Origin of the sequence: Pseudomonas sp. SMN11 (genome assembly GCF_052041945.1) — a bacterium.
Lineage (GTDB): Bacteria > Pseudomonadota > Gammaproteobacteria > Pseudomonadales > Pseudomonadaceae > Aquipseudomonas.
This window is the reverse complement of the sequence record NZ_JBKGGW010000050.1, coordinates 1-21,974: the sequence shown is the minus strand read 5'-3', so window position 1 is coordinate 21,974 and position 21,974 is coordinate 1. Positions and strand designations below refer to the sequence as shown.

16 protein-coding genes and 1 pseudogene are annotated in these 21,974 nt (G+C 64.3%); 7 read left to right on the top strand and 10 right to left on the bottom strand.

What is annotated here, in order from left to right:
* Positions 1-54 precede the first annotated feature (54 nt).
* A pseudogene (locus ACLEJU_RS26755) lies at positions 55-1,449 on the top strand (PDC sensor domain-containing protein); the annotation flags it as partial.
* Between the two features lie 102 nt (positions 1,450-1,551).
* Positions 1,552-2,307, top strand: a complete 756-nt coding sequence (locus ACLEJU_RS26750) for a methyl-accepting chemotaxis protein (RefSeq protein WP_422764118.1) — start codon at positions 1,552-1,554, stop codon at positions 2,305-2,307.
* Positions 2,308-2,364: 57 nt separating this feature from the next.
* Here ACLEJU_RS26750 and ACLEJU_RS26745 read toward each other — a convergent pair whose 3' ends face one another.
* Entirely contained in the window at positions 2,365-4,305 is a 1,941-nt protein-coding gene (locus ACLEJU_RS26745; protein WP_435424673.1) for a S8 family serine peptidase, read from the bottom strand.
* 157 nt (positions 4,306-4,462) lie between these two features.
* Here ACLEJU_RS26745 and ACLEJU_RS26740 point away from each other — a divergent pair, with 157 nt between their 5' ends.
* Both ACLEJU_RS26740 and ACLEJU_RS26735 read left to right on the top strand, forming a co-directional pair.
* Positions 4,463-5,464 (top strand): ABC transporter substrate-binding protein, encoded by a 1,002-nt coding sequence (locus ACLEJU_RS26740; RefSeq protein ID WP_435424672.1) that lies wholly within the window; start codon positions 4,463-4,465, stop codon positions 5,462-5,464.
* A complete protein-coding gene (locus ACLEJU_RS26735; RefSeq protein WP_435424671.1) occupies positions 5,461-6,309 on the top strand; it encodes an ABC transporter permease in 849 nt (282 codons plus the stop codon). Before ACLEJU_RS26740 ends, ACLEJU_RS26735 begins: the two co-directional genes overlap by 4 nt.
* A gap of 24 nt (positions 6,310-6,333) precedes the next feature.
* Here ACLEJU_RS26735 and ACLEJU_RS26730 read toward each other — a convergent pair whose 3' ends face one another.
* The 3 genes from ACLEJU_RS26730 to ACLEJU_RS26720 all read right to left on the bottom strand — a co-directional run bounded on the left by ACLEJU_RS26730 (position 6,334) and on the right by ACLEJU_RS26720 (position 10,761).
* The gene (locus tag ACLEJU_RS26730) at positions 6,334-7,821 is read right to left on the bottom strand and encodes an aldehyde dehydrogenase family protein (protein ID WP_435424670.1); all 1,488 of its coding nucleotides are present in this window, start codon (positions 7,819-7,821) and stop codon (positions 6,334-6,336) included.
* 289 nt (positions 7,822-8,110) lie between these two features.
* A complete protein-coding gene (locus ACLEJU_RS26725) occupies positions 8,111-9,874 on the bottom strand; it encodes a hypothetical protein (RefSeq protein ID WP_435424669.1) in 1,764 nt (587 codons plus the stop codon).
* Positions 9,875-10,083: 209 nt separating this feature from the next.
* On the bottom strand, positions 10,084-10,761 hold the full coding sequence (locus tag ACLEJU_RS26720; RefSeq protein ID WP_435424668.1) for a hypothetical protein: 678 nt from the start codon (positions 10,759-10,761) through the stop codon (positions 10,084-10,086).
* Positions 10,762-11,125: 364 nt separating this feature from the next.
* Between ACLEJU_RS26720 and msuE the strand changes: the two genes are divergently transcribed.
* The 3 genes from msuE to sfnR are packed head-to-tail and all read left to right on the top strand — an operon-like array spanning position 11,126 to position 13,990.
* Positions 11,126-11,686: an FMN reductase gene (gene msuE, locus ACLEJU_RS26715; RefSeq protein WP_435424667.1), complete on the top strand. Its 561-nt coding sequence runs from the start codon at positions 11,126-11,128 to the stop codon at positions 11,684-11,686.
* A gap of 9 nt (positions 11,687-11,695) precedes the next feature.
* On the top strand, positions 11,696-12,880 hold the full coding sequence (locus tag ACLEJU_RS26710) for an acyl-CoA dehydrogenase family protein (RefSeq protein ID WP_435424666.1): 1,185 nt from the start codon (positions 11,696-11,698) through the stop codon (positions 12,878-12,880).
* 9 nt (positions 12,881-12,889) lie between these two features.
* Positions 12,890-13,990: a sigma54-dependent transcriptional activator SfnR gene (gene sfnR, locus ACLEJU_RS26705; protein WP_435424665.1), complete on the top strand. Its 1,101-nt coding sequence runs from the start codon at positions 12,890-12,892 to the stop codon at positions 13,988-13,990.
* Between the two features lie 48 nt (positions 13,991-14,038).
* Here the strand turns inward: sfnR and ACLEJU_RS26700 are convergent, their stop codons facing one another.
* Genes ACLEJU_RS26700 through ACLEJU_RS26675 form a run of 6 tightly spaced genes read right to left on the bottom strand, consistent with a single transcriptional unit; the run spans position 14,039 to position 21,785 of the window.
* Complete coding sequence (locus tag ACLEJU_RS26700) at positions 14,039-15,421, bottom strand: MFS transporter (RefSeq protein ID WP_435424664.1); 1,383 nt, start codon at positions 15,419-15,421, stop codon at positions 14,039-14,041.
* A complete protein-coding gene (locus ACLEJU_RS26695) occupies positions 15,418-16,629 on the bottom strand; it encodes an acyl-CoA dehydrogenase family protein (protein ID WP_435424663.1) in 1,212 nt (403 codons plus the stop codon). The genes ACLEJU_RS26700 and ACLEJU_RS26695 overlap by 4 nt, the downstream gene beginning before the upstream one ends.
* An 11-nt stretch (positions 16,630-16,640) precedes the next feature.
* Positions 16,641-18,353 (bottom strand): dipeptide ABC transporter ATP-binding protein, encoded by a 1,713-nt coding sequence (locus ACLEJU_RS26690; RefSeq protein ID WP_435424662.1) that lies wholly within the window; start codon positions 18,351-18,353, stop codon positions 16,641-16,643.
* Complete coding sequence (locus ACLEJU_RS26685) at positions 18,350-19,213, bottom strand: ABC transporter permease (RefSeq protein WP_435424661.1); 864 nt, start codon at positions 19,211-19,213, stop codon at positions 18,350-18,352. Before ACLEJU_RS26685 ends, ACLEJU_RS26690 begins: the two co-directional genes overlap by 4 nt.
* Positions 19,210-20,196 (bottom strand): ABC transporter permease, encoded by a 987-nt coding sequence (locus ACLEJU_RS26680; RefSeq protein ID WP_435424660.1) that lies wholly within the window; start codon positions 20,194-20,196, stop codon positions 19,210-19,212. The genes ACLEJU_RS26685 and ACLEJU_RS26680 overlap by 4 nt, the downstream gene beginning before the upstream one ends.
* Positions 20,193-21,785: an ABC transporter substrate-binding protein gene (locus tag ACLEJU_RS26675; RefSeq protein WP_435424682.1), complete on the bottom strand. Its 1,593-nt coding sequence runs from the start codon at positions 21,783-21,785 to the stop codon at positions 20,193-20,195. Before ACLEJU_RS26675 ends, ACLEJU_RS26680 begins: the two co-directional genes overlap by 4 nt.
* Positions 21,786-21,974: the final 189 nt, after the last annotated feature.

Below are 21,974 nucleotides of genomic sequence, written 5' to 3'. Positions count from 1 at the left end.
CCTGTCACAGGCGTTACTGGCCAGAAACAAACGTAGAAGCGAGCGCAGCTCGCGATGCGCCGCGCGGACGGCGCTCGATCTCCCAGGCGCCAAAAAACCCAAGGCAAACACCTCTCAGCCCCACCACCAAACCCTTACTGCCAAAAAAAGGGATTCACCCCCATGCCTTTGCGACAACTTTCCATCCAGTGGAAGATCACCCTGCTCGCCGGTCTCTGCCTCGCCGGCATCGTCACCCTGCTCGTCGGCCTTTCGCTGTACCGCATGGACCACAGCTCGGATCTGGTCAAGGCCAGCAGCATGCAGATGCTCACTGAAGCTGCGCAGTCGCGTATCGAGTCGCAAGGTGAAGTCCAGGCCCTGAACATTCGCCGCCAGTTCATGGACGCCTACCAGTACGGCGCGGGCTTCTCGCGCCAGGTGCTGTTCCTGCGTGAACAGGCGGAAAAACGCTTCCTCGACGCCTTCGACCTGCGCGAGGACCTGACCCGCCAAGTGCGCGCCGCGCTGCAGGCCAACCCCGACCTGCTCGGCCTGTCGCTGGTGTTCGAGCCCAATGCGCTGGACAACAAGGACAGCCTGTTCGCCGGCAAGGCCGAGTTGGGCAGCAACGAAACCGGGCGCTTCGCCCTGTACTGGTCGCAACCCCGCGCCGGCCAACTGACCGCCATGGCCCTGCCCGAGCACGACATGGCCAACACCGAGATCGGCCCCAGCGGCCAGCCGGCCAACACCTGGTGGAGCTGCCCGCGCAGCACCGGCAAGGTCTGCGTGGTGGAGCCGTACTTCTACGACATCGACGGCCAGCGCGTGCTGATGACCAGCATCGTCTTCCCGCTGGCGGTCAACGGCAAGATCATCGCCACCCTGTCCATCGACATCAATCTCAACAGCCTGCAGGCCCTGAGCCAGGACGCCAGCCGCAGCCTCTACGAAGGCCGCACCACGGTCGGCATCCTCAGCCCGGTCGGCCTGCTGGCCGGCTACAGCGCCGACGCCAGCAAGCTGGCCCAGCGTTTCGACCAGGTCGACCCGCGCCAGGGCGCCGACCTGGTGCGTAAGATGGCCACTGGCAAGCTGAGCATCCTCCACGACCAGGCACGCCTGAAGGTGCTGGCTGCTTTCGAACCGATCCCTGGCGCCCAACCCTGGGGCGTGCTGCTGGATGTGCCGGAAAATGCCCTGACCGGCCCGGCCGAAGCGCTCAAGCAAGAGCTGGACACCCTGAATACCAGCGGTACCCTGCTGGAACTGGGCCTGGGCCTGGCCGCAGCGATTGCCGGCCTGTTGCTGGTATGGCTGATGGCCCGTGGCGTGACCAGGCCGATCCTCGGCGTGGCAGCGATGCTCAAGGACATCGCCAGCGGCGAAGGCGACCTGACCCGCCGCCTGACCTACGACAAGCGCGACGAACTCGGCGAGCTGGCCGGCTGGTTCAACCGCTTCCTCGACAAGCTGCAACCAACCATTGCCGAGGTGAAGCGCTCGGTGCAGGCCGCCCGCGGCACCGCCGACCAGTCCTCGGCCATCGCCACGGAAACCAGCGCAGGCATGGAACAGCAATACCGCCAGGTCGACCAGGTGGCCACCGCCTCCCACGAGATGAGCGCCACCGCCCAGGACGTCGCCCGCAGCGCCGCCCAGGCCGCCCAAGCCGCCCGCGAGGCCGACCAGGCCACCCGCGAGGGCCTGGCGGTGATCGACCGCACCACCACCAGCATCGATGCCCTGGCAGCCAACATGAGCCAGGCCATGGCCGAAGTCGAAGGCCTGGCGCAGAACAGCGAGAAAATCGGTTCGGTGCTCGAAGTGATTCGCTCGATTGCCGAGCAGACCAACCTACTGGCGCTCAACGCCGCCATCGAGGCAGCCCGAGCCGGTGAGGCCGGCCGTGGTTTTGCCGTGGTCGCCGATGAAGTGCGCAACCTGGCCCAGCGCACCCAGGAGTCGGTGGAAGAAACCCGCCAGGTGATCGAAGCCCTGCAGACCGGCACCCGCGATGTGGTCGGCAGCATGGACCACAGCCATCGCCAGGCCCAGGGCGGTGTCGAGCAGGTTGGCCAGGCCGTGACTGCGCTGCAGCGCATCGGCCAGGCAGTCAGCGTGATCACCGACATGAATCTGCAGATCGCCTCGGCCGCCGAGGAGCAAAGTGCGGTGGCCGAAGAGATCAACAGTAACGTCGCAACCATCCGCGATGTCACCGAGTCGCTGTCCGGCCAGGCCAACGAGTCGGCGCGGGTCAGCCAGTCGCTGAACAGCCTGGCCAACCAGCAACAGGCGCTAATGGACCAGTTCCGCGTCTGACGCCACGCCCGCTCTCAGGCCGCTGTGCAGGCATGCGCAGCGGCCCTGCCCACCCCGTCACAACGCGTCACGTGCGCTCAGGAAACGGCCACTGCCAAGCACTTGGTCGAGCAGCAGCAGCGCCCCCTGGACATTGGGCCTGGCGCCCATCGGTAATACCTCGCTACCCGACTCGCTGGCATCGTCATAGCCGGACGCCATGACCAGCAGGTGCATCTGTTCGGCGTTCAGATAGAGGTGGTGCTGTTCCATGGCGTAGGACTGGATCAGGGCCAAGGCACCGGTCACCATGGGCGTTGCGGACGACGTGCCGCCATAGTTGTCCGTGTAATCGCGATCATCACCCGGCCTGTCCTGCAGATCGCCGTAAGACAGCGTCGTCACGCTGTCCCCCCAGGCGTTGAGCATACGGTAGCGGTAGTGATGGTTGGAATAGGCATGCGGCTTGCCATCCCAGGATTGGCAAGCCCCCACCAGAATGGCCCCGGCGTCGCCACGGTCGTTGAAGTTGCGCCACTGCGAAAGATCGACCCCCTGGCCAGCCACACTGCCCAGCTTTTCGTCGGTTCGGTTGCTGCCATTGCACGCGGCGACCAGTACGACAGCACCACGCTCGGTCAGGGCGCGGATCGCCTCCCACCAGTTCTGCTCATGCACGCTCGGCAGGAAGGTGTAAAGGTCTCTGACATTGGCGGTCTGTCGGTTGATCCCGACGATGTCGCCAGGCTCTACCTGGCGCAGCAGGTCCTTGAGGGTACGCAGCCTGCCCGCACCATCCTGTGCCCGATTGTGATAAATGAACAACTCGCTTTCATGGCTGATGCCGGTAACCCCGAGCGCATTGTCGGCGGCTAGCAGAATGCCGGCTGAAGCAGTGCCATGCTTGGGGTCATCGTTGGGCCCAAGCGCAACGATCTTCAACGCGGGGTTTTTGCGCAGGTCTTCGTGATTGGGGAACAACCCACCATCGCTGAAGTGGATCCTTGCCCCTCTGCCCCTCACCCGCAGGTTCCAGGCCTGTTGCACGTTCAGCCCTTGCCAGCGTCCACCCGGCGCATCCAGATAGTGCTGCTGCGGTTCGAAGTCTGGCGTGGGCTGTGCATTCTCGTACGCACGGTTGCCGGCCACTACTGCCGCGCCGGTCAACAAGGTAGCCAACGCGCCGGCCGCCAGTAAAAGAAAAGGGTGTGGATCAGGGTGCTCGGTCTGGAATTGCAGCGTCTTCACATACGGTAGCGCGGCCAGGCTCCTCGACAGCGCCAGGAAGGTGTCATTGAGCATGCTCTGGGGCTGTTTTATCAGGTAGTACTGGGCAAGCACTTGCACCCGTGGATCATCTTGCTCATGCGGGTCCAGCAAAGGCTGCAGCTTGATGACCGAGCCCAGTTTGGGCCAAAGGCGTACCAGCTTCGAGTGCGATCGCGGATCCAGATCGGCATGTAGCTGGTCAAACCCGCCCGGGGTAAATTCCACCAACAGTGGCGGCAGCGACTTGCCCACCCCCGAAGTGCCTGCATGTTCACCGAGCTGTACAAAAAGATCATTGACGGGTCTGTCAGGCAGCATTTCATCCAGTGCCCGTCGGCGACGGTGCAGGGAGGATGACAGCGGCACGTTGTCCAGCAGCTTTCTTTTCAAATCCTGCTCGGTAATCACCAAGCTCAGTGGCTCGAGGTCGATCACCCCTCGCGCCCCCGGTGGCAACCCCCGTGCCAGGGCGTGCGCATCGAGCAGCACGACCCTGGGACTGATCCGATAGGTACCCACCTGTACCTTGGTGATCAGGGTCGCCGGGCAGCCATGATCGGCCAGGACGCCACTGAACGCCTGTGAGTGGGTCGACATGCCCGTGAGATGCACCGCCCCACCCGGCTCGATACGTTCCAGCTCATAGCGAATGCGAGCGACCTTATCGAGGTCGTTTCCGATGCAGCGGATATGAAACCTGCCATCGAAACGAAAGTTTCGGTAATACACGAAGTCCAGATCAAGGTTCATGGGGCACTGCTCCTTAAGGGCATGACGAGCTGCCATGCGCCGCCGGATTGTTCACCCCGTATGCTGCCGCTCCCATCGCGAAAGCCTTCCTGCCGGACGGAAAAACCTGTCGTCTACACTTGCCCCAACCCAAGACGCCGCAACCCACGAGGCCCCCATGAAGAAAATCCCTGCGCTGCTGGCCGGCCTGCTGCTCACCGTCGGCCTGGCCAGCACCGACAGCGCCGCATCGGCGGACCAGAGCAAACCCATTCACTTCGGTGCGCTCGGCTGGGAAAGCGGCGCCCTGACCACAGAAATCCTGCGTCACATCGTCGAGCACGGTTACGGCTACCCCACCGACACGCTGCCCGGCAGCACCGTGAGCATGGAAGTGGCGCTGGCGCGCAACGACCTGCAGGTGATCGCCGAAGAATGGGCCGGGCGCAGCCCGGCCTGGGTCAACGCCGAAAAGGCCGGCGAAGTGTTCGCCCTGGGTGACACGGTGAAGAACGCTGAAGAGGGCTGGTGGGTGCCCGCCTACGTGGTCAAGGGCGACAAGGCCCCTGCCCCTGACCTGCGCAATGTCGAGGACCTCAAGCGCTATGCCTCGGTGTTCAAGGACCCTGAAGACCCAGCCAAAGGCCGCTTCCTTAACAGTCCCAGCGGCTGGACTTCTGAGATCGTCAACAGCCAGAAGCTCAAGGCCTACGGCCTGGAAGGCTTGTACACCAACTTCCGCACCGGCTCTGGCGCTGCACTGGATGCCGAAGTGGACTCGGCGATCCGCCGCAAGAAACCCGTGCTGTTCTACTACTGGAGCCCCACTGCGCTGATCGGTCGCTACGACCTGGTGCGCCTGCAAGAACCACCGTTCGATGCGGCAGCCTGGGCCACCCTGACCGACCCGAAAAATCCCAACCCGAAAGGCAGCCAGTCGTTGCCGGCAAAGCTGTCGATCGGCGTGTCCAAGGCATTTCGCGATGGCTATCCGCAGCTGGTGGCAGTGTTCGAGAAGGTCGACCTGCCCATCGACATTCTCAACAAGGCCCTGGCTGAAATGAACGAAAAACGCCTGCCAGCCACCGATGCCGCCAAGGCCTTCCTGCGCGCCAACCCGGATGTATGGAAGGCCTGGCTACCCGCTGACGTGGCCGGCAAGGTCGAGGCCAGCCTGTGAGCACGGGCTTCCCCGAAGCCCTGCAACTGTCCTTCGCCGACACCATCAACCGCCTGGTCGACTGGTTGGTGCTGCACTACGGCGACCACCTGCGCAGTGTCTCCGACCAGTTGCTGCAATTGCTGGTCGGCCTGGAGAGCCTGCTGCGCCTGATGCCCTGGTGGCTGTTGTTGTTGCTGGTCGGCCTGCTGGCCTGGCACGCCAGCCGCAGCTTGCTGCGCAGCGTGGTGCTGGTTGCGCTGCTGGCGTTCATCGGCATGCTCGGGCTGTGGGACAAACTGCTGCAGACGCTGGCCCTGGTGCTGGTCAGTACCGGGCTGTGCGTGCTGATCGGCGTGCCGCTGGGCATCCTCCTGGCCACCCGCCCGCTGGCCCGGCGCCTGCTGTTGCCGGTACTGGACGTGATGCAGACGCTGCCGGCTTTCGTCTACCTGATCCCGGTGCTGATGCTGTTCGGCCTGGGCAAGGTGCCGGCGGTGTTCGCCACGTTGATCTATGCCCTGCCGCCGCTGGTGCGGCTGACCGAGCTAGGCCTGAGCCAGATCGACCCCTCGCTGATGCAGGCCGCCCACGGCCTGGGTGCCGGCCGCTGGCAGCGGCTGCGGCGCATCGCCCTGCCGCTGGCGCTGCCGAGCATCATGGCCGGGCTCAACCAGTCGGTGATGATGGCCCTTTCGATGGTGGTGGTGGCCTCGATGATCGGTGCCCGTGGGCTGGGTGAGGATGTGCTGGCCGGGATCCAGACGCTCAACGTCGGCCAAGGGGTCGAAGCCGGGTTGGCCATTGTCGCGCTGGCGATGGTGATCGACCGGATCAGCCAGGCGTATGGGCGCAGCGGCCGATAGACGCGCCCACACGCCTGGATTGGCTCAATACCGGATCATCACCGACTTCAGCTCGGTGTAGTCCTCGATGAACGCACTGCCGAACTCGCGCCCTACCCCTGAGGCCTTGGTCCCGCCAAACGGCACTGCCGGGTCGAGGAAGGTGTGCATGTTGACCCACACCGTGCCGGCCTCGATCTGCGGAATCAGCCGCAGCGCCTTGGACAGGTCGTTGGTCCACAGGCTGGCGGTCAGGCCATAAGGGCTGTCGTTCATCAGCTCGACCAGCTCTTGCTCGTTGTCGAACGGCAGCACGCAGACGATCGGCCCGAAGGTTTCCTCATGCAGCAGCGGGTCGCTGGCACCGTTGGCCAGGACCACGGTCGGCTCAACGAAGTAGCCCGGCCGGTCCACTGCCCTGGCACCACACACCACCGTGTTGTTGGCCCGCGCCCGCTCGAAGAAGCCGAGAATCTTCTGCAGGTGCGCGGCATTGGCCAGGGGCCCGAACTGCGCCTCGGGGTCCAGTGCCGAACCGATCTTCATCTGCCCCAGCGCCGCCCCCAGCTTGCGGGTGAATTCCTCGACCTTGCTGTGGTGCACATACAGGCGTTCGGGCGATGCGCACACCTGTCCCTGATGCACATAGGCCGTTTGTACGATACCGGCCACCGCGCCGTCGACATCGACATCGGCCAGCAGCGCCGCGGCATTCTTGCCGCCCAGTTCCAGGGTGGCGCGGGTCAGGTTGGCCGCCATGGCCGCCTTGCCCACCGCGATACCGGTCGGCACGGAACCGGTGAAGGCCACCTTGGCCACGTCCGGGTGCTCGATCAGCCGCTGCCCGGCCTGCCCCCGGCCGTTCAGCACGTTGAGCGCGCCCGCCGGCACACCCGCTTCGATCGCCAGCTCGGCAATGCGCAGCAGCGTCAGCGGGGTGAACTCGCTGGGTTTGATGACGATGGTGCAGCCGGTGACCAACGCCGAGGCGATCTTCCAGATGCCGATCATCACCGAGAAGTTCCACGGCACGATCCCGGCCACCACGCCCACCGGCTGGCGCAGGGTGAACGCGGTGTAGCGCTCGCCGGCGAACGACGGGATCGACGGCGTCATGGTCTGCCCGGTGATCTTGCTCGCCCAACCGGCGAAGTAGCGCAGGAACACCACGCTCTGGGCGATCTCCAGGCCGCGGGTGAGGTTGATCGACTTGCCCGAGCACAGGGTTTCCAACTGCGCCAGCTCTTCGGCATTGGTCTCGATCAGGTCGGCCAGGCGGTTCAGCACCACGCCTTTCTGATACGGCGAAGCCTCGGCCCAGGCGCCCTTGAAGGCTCGCCGCGCACTGCGCACTGCGCGCTCGACTTCTGCAACGCTGGCCTCGGCCACTTGAGCGATGACCGTGCCGCTGGACGGGTCATGGATGGCGATCGACGGCCCCGCCTCACCCGCCAGGTACTGGCCCTCGATGAAATGGCCATGGGGCCTGGCGAGGAACTCGACCACGGCAGGTAACAGCTGGATATCGCTCATGACATGACTCCTGGATGGCTGTGCAAGAAGGTGTACCGAGCGATCTTCAAACGCCCGCCTACCCGCCTGCCAGCCCCCCACGGCGTTTTGTCAGGCAGCCTCAAGAGAATGTCACGCTGGCCAAATCGCCGCGCTGGGGTCGGGCGGCACACTGCGATGACTGTGCGCTCCCACTGAAATCACGCAAGCGTTGTACCTTTCGCCCGCTCGGTCAGCGGGCTTTTTTTCGCCCGTACATGAAGCCCTGGCCAACCAGGGCTCCACCCGTGCGCTCAGGGGTAACGGTAGGTCAAGCAGTTGCTTCGCGTTCCTGGCGATAGCTCTGCAGGGAGGCGATACGCTGATTGCTCGCGGCCTCACGCTCCTCGATGATCACCTTGAGTTGCTGCGACGCCTGTACCAGGTAAGCCTGAAGCTCATCACCTGTAATGTATTGTCCCGACAGCTTGTTCAACTTGCTCCAGCCATCGTTGAACAACTGCGCGAAACGCTCCGAAACAACCCCCACAGCAAGCCATTCCGCAGCCTGGGAGACGAAGAATTCATCGGTACTGAGCCGGATCGCTTCCAGGCGGCTCTTGCGCAATACTGCACTATTGCCTGCCTTTTCGTACTCTTCCATGCGAATCGTGGCTTCATCGACGATGCACTGCATGAAGTCCGCGAAGGATTTGAAGAAGAAGGCAATCTCTTCGACAATTTCCTTGCTGCGCTTGAGGGCTGAAACACTCAGGTTCAGCGACCTGACTGCAAGCTCGATGGTTTGCTCTTCACTGCGCTTGGCATCGAGCAGTACGGTAATCTTGGCCAACTCCGCAACCTGGCCGCGCTTGACCTCTTCGTACTTCTCGACATTGTCGAGCATCTGCCGCTCAAGTTCGCGCAGCGATGCACCTTGACGCTGCTGCTCTGCGCCTGCCTCATCTGCCGCGGCGCCCAGTTGACGCAAAAAAGCGCCCAATTGATTTTCAGCTTGGCTCAGCTGGTTCTGCCCCTCACGCAATTCACCCTGAGCCTTTTCAAGCGCACTGCTCAATGCCTGTCTTTCGGCATCGGTGGTTGCCGCCGCCTGCTGCTGCTCAAGTTCATCCACGCGTTGCTGGCGTGCCTCGACCATCTTCGATTGAGCATTGCGCGCCGCTTCAAGGTTGGACTTTTCCACCACCTGCTTCGGGTCGACATTGGTGTTACCGAGCAGCCCCGGTGTACCTGCAGCGGCAGCCCCGAGCGCTCCACCAACCCCGCCCGTCGCCGCCATGGCGGCAATCGGCAGTACAGCGGACACCACTTGCGTGACGGACTTGACCACCGACGCCCAGAAGGACTTCTGCTCAGCACTTTGGGCTTGCTTGCCATACTCGGCGGCCATTTTCTCGTATCGTGCTATTTGCTCCTGCAGCGCACTGACCAGTGAATCCAGTTCTTCTTTACGCGCCGTGGCCTGAACAATCTCTTCCTTGATTGCCTTATTGGCTGCGATGGTCTCGCTCAGGGCGATTTCGCTGCTGTCGGTAACGTCTTTGATGTCCTTGAGAATACTGTCGTATTTAACGATGATCGTATTCAGGCTGCTGCGAACGCCCATGGCAGCCGTGCTGATGCGCTTGGCCATGTCCAGCAGTTCTGCCTTGACGAACTCTTTGATTTCTTCAGGATCGGCACTGTCGCGGACATCCAGCCAGTCCGGCAGCAGTGACGCCAGCTGCTTGCCGATCGTAGCGGCAATGCGAACCGAATCCTTGATCCGGCGCTCACTGTCCTGCTGAGCCTCGACCAACTGGCTCATGATGCGACTTATCTTGACCCGAATGGCGCCGTGTTCCTGCGGCGTCGTATTATAAGCGATATACAGAAGACTGATTGCATGATCGGTATCCGTCTTCGCCCGTGAAGTGTCGTAGTTACCTTCGATTTTACTGACAAAACTGTCGACCAAGGGCGATCGAGCTGTTGGCAATTGCAGTTTTTCCTGTCCAATGATCTCAGCAACCTCGCGAGCGATATCATTTTCCAACAGCACATTACGATTAGCAAAAGAAACGACGTTAGACATGAGCTTGAAACCCCAATAAATAGAAATCGCCATAGGCGCGACCAAACCCTGCGAACCGACAAGCCCAAGTCCGATAGCGCGCACGTGAGTAAAGCAACCCAGCCCCTTCTTAGAGTCAACCTGCGGGCCTTGATGCCTGAAAGCGGACAGATGTTAGTGCCCAGCAATACCTTTAATAATCGGGAAATCTATCCGCCCAATGTTCACCCTCAACGCGCACCTGTAAAATCTGGCGCCCGGCATGCCACCCACCATTCGCTCTCCATCGGCACATAGGCATTCAGCATGCGCGGCAAAAATTGCCCAAGTTGTTTGTGAGCATCCTGGAAATATGCCTCAAGCTGCCTGATCGCCTCGGCCCGGCAAGCCGCTGCCTCCGCCCGCTTGGCCGGGCATTGAGCCCACGCATAGGTAACGTCATCCAGCTGTTCACGCAGCCTGAAACGTTCCGACATAAAATCCGAATGCGATCTGCTTAGAGATTTCATGTACCCCTCATCCGCTCCTCTGCGCACATACCTCTGATTGGCTGCGGTCAGCGCATCCCTCAAAGGCTGCAGCTCACTATTCAAGGCGGAATTATTGGGAGAGTAACGATGAGCGTTTCTGTCCCAGAAATCTTTCAGTGCGTCTGTTGCTTCTCTGTGTTCTTTGGGATAGAGCCGTACCCCGGTGCCTATGCCCACATCAAAACCAGATAATTTATCGAGCATGCGCTCGTTCATGGCTTGATAAACACCCAGGCAGTCATTGACACTGGTTTCAACTGCCTTATCCCCGGGCGTGAGTGTGAATGCGTCAATTAAAGATTCAGCCGAAACAGAATTCGACAATGCGGTCGTTAGTACGATCCCGCAGATTACAGAATAACCCTTGATAGCTGTCATCGTTGATTGTCCTCAGACTCGATTATTGGCGTTGTACTGACGCGTGCGCCAAACGATTTAAAGTCCGTTCTCACAATCCGCTAAGCAGGAACTGTATGCTTACCACCATTAATAACCAAATGGAATATAAATATCTTTTATTATTATTTTAAAGACTATCTCGCATCCGCTATAAAGGCTCTCACTGTACAGCCGCCAACACCTGGCCAACTGTCTGCAGCGCAACAGTCGATCAACAGCAAACAGCCCAAGGCCAACACCCACAGTGCGTATCAAGGCTGCCAGGCGTTGATTTTCAACAGATTTCAAACAGGCACGACGATTGCTCAAGCAAAGTCCCGCTTATTCAACCGGAGACCAGCCCATGAGCACCCCCTTGAACGTCGTAGCGCTCTCTGGCGGCACTACCCGCCCTTCTCGTACCTTGGCCCTGACCGAGGCCATCCTCGCCGAACTGGGCCAGCACCTGCTCATCAAGACACACCTGATCGAACTGGGTGAAATCGCCCGGCCACTGGGAGCAGCGCTGTGGCGCAGCGAACTGCCCGACGCGGTGGAGCAACAGTTGCGTCTGGTGGAAAAGGCCGACTTGTTGCTGGTCGCCGCCCCTGTCTACCGCGGCAGCTTCCCCGGCCACTTCAAGCACCTGTTCGACCTGATCGGCCAGGATGCACTGGTCGATACCCCGGTGCTGCTTGCCGCCACAGGTGGCAGCGAACGCCACGCGTTGGTACTCGACCATCAGCTGCGCCCACTGTTCAGCTTCCTGCAGGCCCTGACCCTGCCGATCGGCGTCTACGCCAGCCAGGCCGAGCTTGCCGACTACCGGGTCTCCAGCGATGCCCTTGAAGCGCGCATACGCCTGGCCGCTGCGCGCGCAGTGCCGTTGTTCAGCGCCCATCACGCACGCCGTGAAAGCGCCTGAGGAAATACCATGAATGCACCTTTGAATGCGGCCCGACCGGCTTTGGCGGTCGCGCGAGACCTGGCCGCGCAGTTCGCCCAGACCGCAGTGGAACGTGACGAGCGCGGGGGCACGCCCAAGGTCGAACGCGATGCCCTGCGCAACAGCGGCCTGCTGTCGCTGGTAATCCCTCAGGCCTTTGGCGGCCACGGCGCTACCTGGCATGACACCTTCGAGGTGGTGCGCGAGTTCGCCCGGGTCGACAGTTCGATCGCCCACGTGTTCGGTTTCCACCACCTCATGCTGGCCACCGTGCGCCTGTTCTCGCGCCCGGGGCAGTGGCAGCCGTGGTTCGAGCAGACTGCACGCAAGCACTGGTTCTGGGGCAACGCCCTCAACCCGCTGGACACCCGCACCGTGGTCAAGCACTTCGACGGCTGGTGCGAGTTTTCCGGCAAGAAGAGCTTCTGCTCCGGCGCCAGCGATTCGGAAATGCTGATCGCCTCGGCGGTGGACGAGCGTGCTGGCGGCAAGCTGCTGATCGCCGCCATCCCCAGCGGGCGGACCGGCATCACCCTGCACAACGACTGGAACAACATCGGCCAGCGCCAGACCGACAGTGGCAGCGCCAGCTTCGAACGGGTACGGGTCGAACACGATGAATTGCTGCTCGACCCCGGCCCGTTGAGCACGCCGTTCGCCGCGCTACGCCCGCTCATTGCCCAGCTGCACTTCGCCAACCTGTTCCTCGGCATTGCCGAAGGTGCCTTCGACGAGGCGCGCCAGTACAGCCTCAAGGAAAGCCGGCCGTGGTTCCGCTCCAGTGCCGCCAGCAGCACTGAAGACCCTTACGTGCTGCGCCACTACGGCGAGTTCTGGGTGGGCCTTGAGAGCGTGCGCCTGCTGATCGCCCGCGCCGCCCGCCAACTCGACAGCGCCTGGGCCAAGGAGCAGGCGCTGAGTGCCGAGGAACGCGGCGACCTGGCCCTGGCCATCGGTACCGCCAAGGTCGCGGCCACGCGCCACGGCCTGGACATCTGCAACCGCCTGTTCGAGGTGACCGGCGCCCGCGCCACCCATGCCTCGCTGCGCTTCGACCGCCACTGGCGCAACCTGAGGACACAAACCCTGCACGACCCGGTGGATTACCGCCTCCACGAGCTCGGCGAGTGGGCCCTCGGCGGCAAGCGCCCTGCCCCATCCTTCTATTCCTGAGTATCGCCCATGCAACTGCTGACCCTCCCCCCGTCACCGACACTGGCTACCTCGATCAGGGCGACCGCACAGGTCTTCGAAGACCCCAGGTCGCAGGCGCTGCTCGCCCACCTGCAACAGGTCGCCCCCAGCGAGGCCAGCGTCCTGATCATTGGCGAAACCGGCACGGGCAAGGAGCTGGTCGCGCGCCACATCCACAACCTCAGCGGCCGGCGCAACGGCCCGTTCATCGCGGTCAACTGCGGTGCGTTCGCCGAATCACTGGTCGAGGCCGAGCTGTTCGGCCATGAAAAGGGCGCCTTCACCGGCGCCCTGGCGGCCAAGGCCGGCTGGTTCGAGGAGGCCAATGGCGGCACGCTGTTCCTCGACGAGATCGGCGACCTGCCGCTACCGATCCAGGTCAAGCTGCTGCGCGTATTGCAGGAGCGCGAAGTGGTGCGCCTGGGCTCGCGCAAGAGCATCCCGATCAATGTGCGGGTGCTGGCGGCGACCAACGTACAGCTGGAGAAGGCGATCAACGCCGGGCACTTCCGCGAAGACCTGTATTACCGGCTGAACGTGGTGACCCTGCAACTGCACCCGCTGCGCGACCGGCCGGGGGACATCCTGCCGCTGGCCCGGCACTTCATCCGCAGCTACAGCGAGCGGCTGGGCTACGGGCCGGTGGAACTGAGCCCCAAGGCCCAGGCCAAGCTGGTCGAGTACAGCTGGCCGGGCAATATCCGCGAGCTGGAGAACGTGATTCACCACAGCCTGCTGACCTGCGGCGACGGGCTGGTACAGGCCCAGGACCTGCGGCTGTCCAACCTGCGCCTGGAGCGCCGGGAGGAGGAACCGACGAGCCATGGCGTGGACGATCTGCTACTGCAGGCGTTCAGTCGGCTGTATGAGGAACAGCCTGGCGATCTGTACGAGAAGGTCGAGAATGCCCTGCTGCGTTCGGCATATCACTTCTGCCATTACAACCAGGTGCATACCGCGCAGTTGCTGGGGCTGTCGCGCAACGTCACGCGCACGCGGCTGATTGCGATCGGCGAGCTGGTGGTGAACAAGCGCCGGGCGCAGGCGCCGCAGGTGCTGGATAACCGCGTGGTGCGTCTTTCCATCTGAAATTTGCATGTGCCTGTACCGCGAAGAGGCCGGCACAGGCAACAACAATTAGCCCGCCAAACGCCGGAACACCAGGCCAGATGCCCCACACACCCCGGCACAAAGCAGCATCACCGTGGCTATGTCGGCCACCGAGGTTTCACTGCGCCCGTCCAGCCCGGCCAACAGCCCCAGCATCACCCCGGCCAGGCTCACCGACATTGCCATGGTCAGTTGCACCGACATTGCCGACAGCGAGCTGGCCGCCGCTGAGCGTTCTCCGGGCACGTCCTGATAGCTGGCAGCACCCAAGGTCGAGAATTGCAGTGAGCGCACCAGGCCTGCCGCGAACAGCACCGCCGCCATCAGCCATACCGCGGTATCGCGATCAAAGCTGGCACACAAGGCAATCCCCGCAGCGCTGAGCACGGCGTTGCAACTGAGCACCCGCCGATACCCATAGCGCCGCACCAATGGCACCGCCAGCAACTTCATCACCAGCGCCCCCACGCCACCGCTGACCACCAGCCAACCGGCCGCCAGTGGGCTCATGCCCAGGCAGTTCTGCAACAGCAGCACGATCAGGAACGGCTGCGCCGCCGAACCCAGGCGAAACAACCCGCCGCCAGCCTGGGCCACGCCGAAACTGCGCAGGCGCAACAGCGACAGATCAACCAGTGGGCTGGGGTGGCGCCGCGCATGTAGCAGGTAACCCAAGGCGCAGGCCAGGCCAGCGGCAACCAGCGCCAGGGCCCAGGCCCGTGGCAGTTGCCCCAGCCCCAGCGACTCCAGGCCGAACACCAGCATGGCCAAGGCGCCACCACTGAGCAGCAGGCCACGCATATCCAGCGGCGGCACCGGCCGTGCCGGGTAGTCCGGCACATGGCGCAGGATCAGCCAGCAGCCGACCAGGCAGATCGGCAGGTTGATCAGGAAGATCCAGTGCCACGACAGCACCGTCACCAGCAGCCCGCCGAGCAGTGGCCCGATCAACGGCCCGACCAGGGCCGGCAAGGCCAGCCAGGACATGGCTTGCAGCAACTGTTCACGGCTCGACCAGCGCAGAATGATCACCTGCCCCACCGGCGTCATCAACGCCCCCGCCGCGCCCTGCAACATGCGCCCCAGGCACAGCTCCCAAAGCGTCTCGGCCAGGGCGCAGGCCAGCGAGGCGGTGGTGAACAAGCCCATCGCCAGCAACATCACCCGGCGCGGGCGAAAGCGTTCGGCGGCCCAGCCGCTGACCGGCACGCACAGCGCCAGGGCGAGCATATACATCGACACCAACAGGTTCATGCGCAGCCCCGGCTCGCCGAAATCGGCGGCCATCTGCGGCAGGGCGGCCATCACCGCCGTGCTGTCGAGCAGCTCCATGAACAGCGCAGCGCCAATGATCACCGGCACCTTGGGGCTTTGCAGGTGGCCGGCCAGCAAGGCCGGCTGGGCGGTCAAAACAGCCCCGAAACAGGCGGACGGGTGCCCTTGAGCTGCCAGGCACCGACCACCGCCGCCTTCCACTGGCGCGGGTTGTGGTTGGCCACGGTACGGGCGTTGCGCCAGTGCCGGTCAAGGTTGTGCTGGCGGCCAGTGGTGGAAGCACCGCCAACATCGAACAGGGTTTCCGCCGCTTTGAGCGCTAGCTCTGCGACCAGATACTGAGTCTGTGCCACCTCGATAGCGGCCTGCTCCACGGCCGCTTCATCCAGTTGCGCGGCCCAGGCCCTATCGATCGTCGCGGCGGCCTTGAGTACCAGCGCCTCGGCGCCATAGGCGCGGGCGGCGATATCGCCTACCGATAGCTCCACGTAGGGGTCATCCACCGAACGGCTGGCCTTGCTGTGCTTGATCGGCCGGGCATGCTCGCGGGCGAAGCGCGTGGCGTCATCCAGCGCATTGCGGGCGATGCCAGCCAGTACGGTGCCGAGGAAAAGCTGAAGGAACGGCGTGACGACTGTGCGCTTGCCCTCCTCGACGGTACGCGTGCGAATCTCACTGGCCTCGACGCGCACATTGTGCAGGTGCGTGGTGCCGCTGGCGGTGAGGCGCTGGCCCATGGCCTCGAAATCATCGACCAGCTCCAGGCCCTCACGGTCGCGTGGCAGGATGAACGACACCGGTTGCTCATCTTCGTCCAGTGCCACCGCGCTGACATAGTCGGCGAACAATGCGCCGGTGCTGTAAAACTTGCTGCCGTTGGCGCGATAGTGCTCGCCCTCACGCACCAGGCGTGCCGCGATGGAGCCGTTGGCGCCACCCAGCTCCCAGCCAGCATTACCGATCACGGCGCCTTGCAGGTAACGGGCAAACCAGCGCTCGCGCTCCTGCTCGGCACCCTCGGCCTGGGCGGCAAGCAGGCCTTCGACAAAGGCAAAGCCCGGGCGCAGGGCCTGGGCCACGTTGGAGTCGACCGAGGCGATCTGCAGCAGCAGTTCGATCACATCGCTCACGGTACCGCCGGGACCGCCGTACTGGGTGGGTATACGTACGGTGTAGAGCCCAGCTGCCGCGAGCTGAGCGATGGCTTCGTGGGGCAGCTGGCGTTCGCGTTCGCGTTGTGCGGCGCCTGCACCAATGGCGGGTAGCAGAGCGGTGATGCGGGCCCTGAGTTGCGCGATGCTGGTGGCGGGAGCTTGAGCAGGGAAACGTTGGAATGTGGTCATGGTTCAGTCCTTTAAATGGCGATTTTCCAGAGGCGGGTTTCGTCGAGCAGGTCGAAGGTTTCGTTCTCCAGGTCCAGCGGTGGCACCACCAGTTCGGCGCCGCAGCCAGGCAGACGCGGCACCGCGCCAAGCAACCGCTGGGTGTATGGGTGGGCAGGGCGTTCGAACAGCACCTCGACCGGCGCCTGCTCCACCACCTGGCCGTGGCGCATCACCAGCACGTCGTCGCTGACATGGCGGATCACCCCCAGGTCGTGGGAAATGAACAGGTAGGCCAGGCCCAGCTCGTCCTGCAGGTCCGCCAGCAGGTCGAGCACCTGGGCCTGTACCGATACATCCAACGCCGAGACGGGCTCGTCGCAGATGATCACCTTCGGTTCGCTGGCAATCGCCCGGGCAATCGCCACCCGCTGGCGCTGGCCGCCAGACAGTTGCAAGGGCCGGCGCTGGGCGATGTCCGCCGGCAAGCGCACCTGGTCGAGCAGCACGGCAATCCGCGTTGGCCGGGCCGCCGCTTCGATACCAGCCACTTGCAAGGCATCATCGAGAATCTGCGCTACGCTCCAGCGCGGATCGAACGAGCCCAATGGGTCCTGGTAGATCACGCTGATCTCTCGGCGCAACGGCCGCCGCGTCGCTTCGCTGACGGCATTGGCCGGGCGGTTCCACGGCTGGCCGCGATACAGCACCTCGCCCTGGTCGGGCTGCAGCAGGCCGAGGGCGATGCGCGCCACCGTGGTCTTGCCCGAGCCGGACTCACCGACGATTCCCAGGGTGCGCCCGGCGCGCAGGGTGAAGTCGACGCCCTGCACCACCTGGCGAACCAGCCCGTCCGGGCCGAGGTAGCGCTTGCCCAGGCCACGGCCTTCGAACAGCACGTCGCTGTGCGCGTGTGCCCGTGGCGTACGGCGCACACCTGCCCGCTCCGGCGACAACCGGCTGCCACGTGGATGCTCGGCCGGCACCGCCGCCAGCAAGGCCCGGGTGTAGGGGTGGCGTGGCTGGCGCAGCACCTGCTGCATCGGCCCCTGCTCCACCACGTCGCCATGACGCAGCACCACCACGTCGTCAGCCAGCTGCGCAACCACCGCCAGGTCGTGGCTGATGATCAGCAGCGAAGCGCCGCGTGCCTTGATCTGCTGGAACACCTCAAGGATCTGTGCCTGCACTGTGGCATCCAGTGCGGTGGTCGGCTCGTCGGCGATCACCAGCGCGGGGTCCATAGCCAGGGCACTGGCGATCAACGCACGCTGGCGCAGGCCGCCAGACAATTGCCCGGGGCGCTGGCGAGCGCGTAGCTCGACGTCGGGCACACCGACCCGTTCAAGCAACTCATGCACCCGTGCGGCGCGGCTTTGGCGGTCACCATGACGATGGGTCTGCAGCACTTCGAGAATTTCCTTGCCCACGGGACGCAACGGATCGAGTGACACCAACGCATCCTGCAACACGAAACCAATGTCCTTGCCGCGTACTTCTCGCCACTGGCGCTCGCTAAGGTCGAGCAGGTCCCGCCCGGCAAAACTCAGCTGGCGGGCGCTCACCTGGGACTTCGCGCCGGCGAGCCCGACCAGGCTGCGGGCACTGACGCTCTTGCCCGAACCCGACTCACCGACCAGCGCCACGCATCGGCCCGGTTGCAAGGTGAAGGACAGCTCGCGCACCACGTTGCGGCCCGCGAAGGCCACGCTCAGGCCTTCGACGATCAAGGTCTTGTCACTCATGGCAGGCGGCCCTCCAGGCGTTGTTGGATGTAGCGGCCAGTCACGGTCGTGGCCAAGGTGGTAAGGACGATGAACAGGCCAGGGAAGAAGGTCAGCCACCAGGCGTTGGCGATGAAGTCGCGGCCCATGGACAACATGGTTCCCCACTCCGGCGCCGGAGGCCGTGCACCGAGGCCAAGGAAGCTCAGCGCCGAAGCCCAGACGATGGCCTGGCCGACACCCATGGTCAGCGTCACCACCAGTGGCCGCATCGCGTTAGGCAACAGCTGGCGCAGCACGATGCGCGTAGGCGGATGCCCCAAAGCCCGCGCCGCCTCGATGTAACCGGCATTGCGCACCGCCAGCACCTGGCCACGCACCATGCGTGCATAACCCGGCGCACCGCCCAGCCCGGTGGCGACGATCAGCGGGCCGACGCCGCTGCCGAATACCGCCACGAAGAGCAGCGCCAGTACCAGGCTGGGGAAGGCGAACAGCACTTCCAGCAGCCAGCCCAGCACACGGTCCACCCGCGCCCCGCCAAGACCACCGAGCAGGCCGAGGGTGATGGCGATGGCCATGGAAATGGCCGTGGCCGCCACGCCGATCAGCAGGCTTTGCCGCGCGCCGTGGATGATCCGTGCAAAGATGTCGCGGCCCGACTGGTCGGTGCCCAGCCAGTGCGCCCAGCTCGGCGGCTGGAAGGCCTCACGGGGGACTATGGCCAGTGGGTCGATGCGGGTAAACAGCCCCGGCAGCAGCGCGGCCAGCACCAAGGCGAACAGGAACAGGATCGCCAGGCTGGCACCCAACGGCGGCAGCTGCAGTTGGCGATGCCGCCGCAACGGCGCGAGAGCTCGATCAAGGGTCAGGTCAGTCATGCTGCAGCCTCCTGTTGCCGTGGGTCGATCCATTGGTACAACAGGTCGACCAGAATGTTCGCCAGTACATAGCCGGCCGCCACCACCAGGCTGACGCCGATCACCAAGGGCATGTCCTGGGCCTGCACCGCCTGGTACAGCTGGCGGCCGATACCCTTGCGCGAGAAGATCACCTCACATACCACCGCGCCGCTGATCAGCGCGCCGATGGCCCAGCCCGACAGCGAAACGCCGGGCAGCAAGGCATGGCGCAGGGCGTGGCGGAAGCGCATGGCCAGATCGCTGAGGCCCCGCGTGCGGGCAGTGAGTACGAAGGGTTGTTCGAGGGTCAGCTCGAGGGATTCGCGCGTGACCTGGGCAATGAAACCGGCTAACGGAATCGCCAGTGAGAACGCCGGCAGCACCAAACTGGCGACGCTGTCGCTACCGGCGGGCGGGAACCAGCGCAGGCCGAAGGCGAACACCGCCAGCAGCACCACGCCGAGCCAGAAGTGCGGCAACGCCGCGCTGAGGGTTTCGGCCAGCGAGGCGATGCCGCCGACCACCCGGCCACGCCCGGCAGTGACCACCGTCAGCAGCAGGACCAGCAGCCAGGCCAGCACCAACGCGGCGATGGTCAGTTCCAATGTCGCCCCTCCCTGCTCGGCCAGCACGCGGGTGACCGGCAGGTGCTGCGAGTAGGACACGCCGAGGTCGCCTTGCAGCAGGCGCCCGAGGTAAAGCAGATATTGCGCGGCCAAAGGCTTGTCGAGGCCGAATTCCACTCGGGCAGCCTCGATGGCTTCCGGTGTCGGGTTGGCGCTGGGGCCGCCGAGAATGGCCAGCACCGGGTCACCCGGCATCAGGCGCAGGGCAAAGAACGTCAGGGTCGCCACCGCCCACAGCACCAGCACGCCGCCGCCCAGGCGGATGGCGGCGCGCCGGCCCAGGGCGGCCAGGCGCTCGCGGCGCGGGTCGGTCACCGCGCGTGTCGTCGTACTCATTTGTTCACCCATGCGTCATAGAGGTAGGTCACTGCCAGCGAAGGCTCCAGGCGCACACCGTGGGCGGTCTTGTAGATGCCCAGGCGCGTGCTCTGCGGGTAGGTGGTGAGTTGCAGGTACTGCGCGGCGGCCTGCTGCTGCGCCTTGAAGTAGCGCTGGCGGCGCTGCTCGGCGTCCTGGGTGGCAAGGGCACTTTCGAGCAACGCGTCATAGCCTTCATCGGCGTAACCCGAGGAGTTCTGGTGATAACCGCCGACTCCGGCCGGCTGCACGAACGCGGTGGTGAAAATGATGCGCAGCACGTCGGGGGTGTTGGTGTTCCAGTAGCCGGTGCGGATGTCGTAGTCCCAGGCGGCCTGGCGGGCGGTGACCTGGGCGTCGCTCATCTGGTCGAGCACCAGCTCCAGGCCGGCCTTGCGAGTGGTGGCTTGCACCTGTTCCCACAAGGTCAGTTCCGACGGTGGCGTACGCGCGCCGATCAGCACCACGGCGCGCAAGCGCTGGCCGTGCTTCGTGCGGTAACCCTCGCTGTCACGGCCGGTCCAACCCGCTTCATCGAGCAGCTTGGCGGCGCGGGCCGGGTCGTAGTCCTGACTGTGTTCGAAGTCGCCGCTGTAGAACGGTGTAGCGATGCTCAGCGGGCCGCCGGCGCGGGGGAACTCGCCGAAATACACGCTCTTGAGCGCGCCCTCGACATCGGCGCTGCGCACGAAGGCCTCACGCACGCGGATGTCGTCGAACGGTGCGCGGCGCAGGTTGAAGGTGCCGTTGGTGGGGTTGCCCGGGCGCTGGGCGATGATCAGGTCCACATCAGGGTTACGCCGGGCGGCTTCGTGGGACTCCGGTGGCAGCGCTTCGATCACGTCGACCTCACCGGCCTGCAAGGAGGCGAAACGCACCGACGGTTCCTGAATGAACTTCCAGACGATGCGATCAAGGTAGGCCGGGCCTTGGTGCTGCGCGGTCGGTGGCGCCCAGTTGTAGTCCCGGTTACGTACCATCTCCACCTGGTTCTGCCGGTCCCAGCGCACCACCTTGAACGGCCCGCTGCCCACCGGGCTCTCGCAGTTCTGGTCGCGGCTGCGCAGCAGCGCTGTGGGCGACTGCATGCCCAGGAAGCCCTGCGCCAGCACTTCGAGGAAGGCCGCGTAAGGCGTTGCCAGCGTCACCTCGGCAGTATAGGCGTCGAGCACTTCGGTACCGCGGTACTGGCGAATATAGCCACCGGCGGTGCTCGACTGGGTCCTGGGGTTGGTGATGTGGTCGAGGTTGGCCTTGAGCGCTTCGGCGTTGAAGGGGGTGCCGTCGGTGAAATGCACATCGCGGCGCAGGTGGAAGGTGTAGTGCAGGCCGTCCGGGGAGACCTCCCAGCGGGTGGCGAGCCAGGGGCCGATCTGGCCTTGGCTGTCCATCGACACCAGTGAGTCGAGGTACTGCTGGGCGATGAACACCTGGGGCATATCGCCGGCCACGTGCGGGTCGAGGCAGGTGGGCTCGCGGTCGGTGGCGTAGACCAGGGTGCCGCCTGGTTGCGGGGTGGTGCTTTGCGCAGTGTGCTGCTCGGCTTTTTCGCAGCCGAGCAAGGCCAGTGCGGTGCAGAGCGGGATCAGGGGGAGGATGGGTGTGTTCAAGGGCGCTCCTGCGAGGGACTGGGCTTTGGGAAGCCTGTTGCAGGAGTTGTGCCGGGTTCAAAGGGTTGATTTTGCTGGGCTTTGGCGAGGGTTCGGTGCTGGGGTGGGGGCAAAATGTTTGCGGGGTGTTTGGGGGGCAACAGTGTT

What these genes read in the sequence shown, in the direction of transcription:
- ACLEJU_RS26685 (WP_435424661.1), bottom strand. Translation starts at nt 19,213, where the DNA reads ATGACTGACCTGACCCTTGATCGAGCTCTCGCGCCGTTGCGGCGGCAT.
- ACLEJU_RS26725 (WP_435424669.1), bottom strand. Translation starts at nt 9,874, where the DNA reads ATGTCTAACGTCGTTTCTTTTGCTAATCGTAATGTGCTGTTGGAAAAT.
- ACLEJU_RS26690 (WP_435424662.1), bottom strand. Translation starts at nt 18,353, where the DNA reads ATGAGTGACAAGACCTTGATCGTCGAAGGCCTGAGCGTGGCCTTCGCG.
- ACLEJU_RS26680 (WP_435424660.1), bottom strand. Translation starts at nt 20,196, where the DNA reads ATGAGTACGACGACACGCGCGGTGACCGACCCGCGCCGCGAGCGCCTG.
- ACLEJU_RS26695 (WP_435424663.1), bottom strand. Translation starts at nt 16,629, where the DNA reads ATGACCACATTCCAACGTTTCCCTGCTCAAGCTCCCGCCACCAGCATC.
- ACLEJU_RS26720 (WP_435424668.1), bottom strand. Translation starts at nt 10,761, where the DNA reads ATGACAGCTATCAAGGGTTATTCTGTAATCTGCGGGATCGTACTAACG.
- ACLEJU_RS26740 (WP_435424672.1), top strand. Translation starts at nt 4,463, where the DNA reads ATGAAGAAAATCCCTGCGCTGCTGGCCGGCCTGCTGCTCACCGTCGGC.
- msuE (WP_435424667.1), top strand. Translation starts at nt 11,126, where the DNA reads ATGAGCACCCCCTTGAACGTCGTAGCGCTCTCTGGCGGCACTACCCGC.
- ACLEJU_RS26745 (WP_435424673.1), bottom strand. Translation starts at nt 4,305, where the DNA reads ATGAACCTTGATCTGGACTTCGTGTATTACCGAAACTTTCGTTTCGAT.
- ACLEJU_RS26710 (WP_435424666.1), top strand. Translation starts at nt 11,696, where the DNA reads ATGAATGCACCTTTGAATGCGGCCCGACCGGCTTTGGCGGTCGCGCGA.
- ACLEJU_RS26750 (WP_422764118.1), top strand. Translation starts at nt 1,552, where the DNA reads ATGGAACAGCAATACCGCCAGGTCGACCAGGTGGCCACCGCCTCCCAC.
- ACLEJU_RS26730 (WP_435424670.1), bottom strand. Translation starts at nt 7,821, where the DNA reads ATGAGCGATATCCAGCTGTTACCTGCCGTGGTCGAGTTCCTCGCCAGG.
- sfnR (WP_435424665.1), top strand. Translation starts at nt 12,890, where the DNA reads ATGCAACTGCTGACCCTCCCCCCGTCACCGACACTGGCTACCTCGATC.